Source organism: Catenibacterium sp. RTP21428st1_D7_RTP21428_210409, from assembly GCF_040227455.1.
Taxonomy (GTDB): Bacteria; Bacillota_I; Bacilli_A; order Erysipelotrichales; family Coprobacillaceae; genus Catenibacterium; species Catenibacterium mitsuoka_A.
Genome location: NZ_JBEHVX010000147.1, coordinates 1 through 2,114 on the forward strand (window position 1 = coordinate 1; position 2,114 = coordinate 2,114).

2 protein-coding genes and 1 pseudogene are annotated in these 2,114 nt (G+C 33.5%); 2 read left to right on the top strand and 1 reads right to left on the bottom strand.

Translation table 11 applies throughout. The annotated features are described in order from the left end of the window. Positions 1-117 precede the first annotated feature (117 nt). Both ABUA27_RS12495 and ABUA27_RS12500 read left to right on the top strand, forming a co-directional pair. A complete protein-coding gene (locus tag ABUA27_RS12495; RefSeq protein WP_349820847.1) occupies positions 118-1,170 on the top strand; it encodes an FUSC family protein in 1,053 nt (350 codons plus the stop codon). A gap of 419 nt (positions 1,171-1,589) precedes the next feature. Then, positions 1,590-1,913 (top strand): annotated as a pseudogene (locus ABUA27_RS12500) (8-oxo-dGTP diphosphatase); the annotation flags it as partial. Here the strand turns inward: ABUA27_RS12500 and ABUA27_RS12505 are convergent. Then, positions 1,900-2,114 (bottom strand): hypothetical protein (locus ABUA27_RS12505; RefSeq protein WP_349820848.1); only part of this gene is annotated, 215 nt, incomplete at its 5' end. The pseudogene ABUA27_RS12500 and the gene ABUA27_RS12505 overlap by 14 nt on opposite strands.

The window sequence follows — 2,114 nt, forward strand, 5'->3', positions numbered from 1 at the left end:
TTGAAAACCGACAGAGGATTAACGTCCTGCGGGGGTTCGAATCCCTCAACCTGCGCCATTGAATGTTACTCAGGAGAATTCCTGAGTTTTTTTGTATTTTGATTAAGGAGGTATTATATGAGATTTTACCAAGAATTACAATTGAATCAGTCTGGTTCTAAAGAACTCATCAGACAAAGCAAAACAACAAAAGAAAAACTATATCACATAGCAGTTTATCTTTTTAAAATTGCGATCACAGTGGCATTCTGCTTTCTCTTTGTAACATTATTTAGTATTTTATTTGGAAGTGAGAATAGTATTGCTGGAGTGGTTGTTCTCTTATGTATTATGGTATTTAGACAAGCACACTTTGAAATTCATGCAGGACAATCTACAGTGCTTCTGGTGTTATTTTTCATTAATATGACTTTATGTTCACACCTGGCTAATAAACTTTCTCCAGTCGCAGGAATGCTGATAAATATCGTTGCATTAGCTATATTAGTATTCCTAGGATGTCATAATCCATCTATGTTCAATCAATCAACGCTTGTTCTAGGATATTTATTATTATATGGTTATGATGTATCTGGAAAGAGCTATTTGATGAGAATTGCTGGAATGGCTGTAGGTGCAGTTCTTACCTGTATCGTATTCTATCGAAACCATAAGCATAGAACATACGATAAGCATGTAAAACATATATTACAGGAATTTGATCTATCTTCCACAAGAACAAAATGGCAGCTATGTCAGATTATCTGTGTGCCAGTTGTAATATGTATAGCTGAACTTTGCGATATGCCACGTGCTATGTGGGCTGGTATTGCCGCAATGTCTGTGATCTTACCACTTATGGACGATATGCAATATAGAGTACGTAAAAGAATTATTGGAAATATTGCAGGAGTGATCTGCTTTACAGTATTATATTTCCTTCTTCCTTCACCATTATATGCATTTATCGGTGTGATTGGGGGAATTGGAGTAGGTTTTTCTACACAATATAGCTGGCAGGCTGTTTTCAATACATTTGGTGCTTTAGCTATAGCAACACAACTATATGGATTAAAGGGAGCAGTAAGCTTAAGAATAATACAGAATGTATTTGGTGTAGTCTTTGCGTTGTTATTCTGTATTATTTTTCATTGGTTTGTATCAAAAATTAAAGTAAAAGAAGTGTTGTAGGATATAATGAATTCATAAACCTGTTTTGACATAAGGACGTACGAAAATGTACGTTCCTTTTTATCTTGCATATATTGAATCTGTTCCTCGTGAAACATTATATCTAACGAGAATGTCTCAATATGCATCTGATATAAGAACAGCGTGTGTAATATAGCTGGTTTTTACACATAGGGATAAGAATTCACTGCATCTCTTTTGTAATATGCATAAATAAGCGTTTTGAGGCAGTTTTGTATATATATGATAACTGTTTATGTATAATGGTTTATAAAGCTTAGAGAAGCGATATATGAGGAGAAAGTGCCATGAGAACTGAAATGGTTGAATTAACTAATCTCTGTATGATAAAAGATGGAGATAAGTATTTACTGCAGAATAGAGTTAAAAAAGATTGGCAGTGATATACATTTCCTGGAGGACATATAGAACCTGGAGAATCAATTGTACAATCTGCAATAAGAGAAGTAAAAGAAGAAACAGGTTTAACTATGAAGAATCCCCGTTTAGTAGGAGTGAAACAATTCTGGGCAGAAAGTGGAAGATATATAGTATTTTTATTTTCTGCAACTAAATTTACTGGTGATTTAAGAAGTAGTAATGAAGGTGAAGTGGAGTGGTTTACCAAAGAAGAAATGAAAAATATCAATTTAGTGAATTATTTTTTTGAACATTTAGCTGTATTTGAAGGTGATTACTCAGAATATATCTATGAATCTGAAGATTCTATTAAGATTTACTAAAAAAGATATATAAAAAAACATTGATATATAGTGCATATTTTATAAACATAAAAAATAATTTAAAAAAAGGGGTTGCAAAACCTTTGAATTCATTGTATATTATACGAGCAGTTCCGATTGCGAAGTGCCCTGGTGGCGAAACTGGTAGACGCACAGGACTTAAAATCCTGCGGACTTCAAACTCCGTGCCGGTTCGATTCC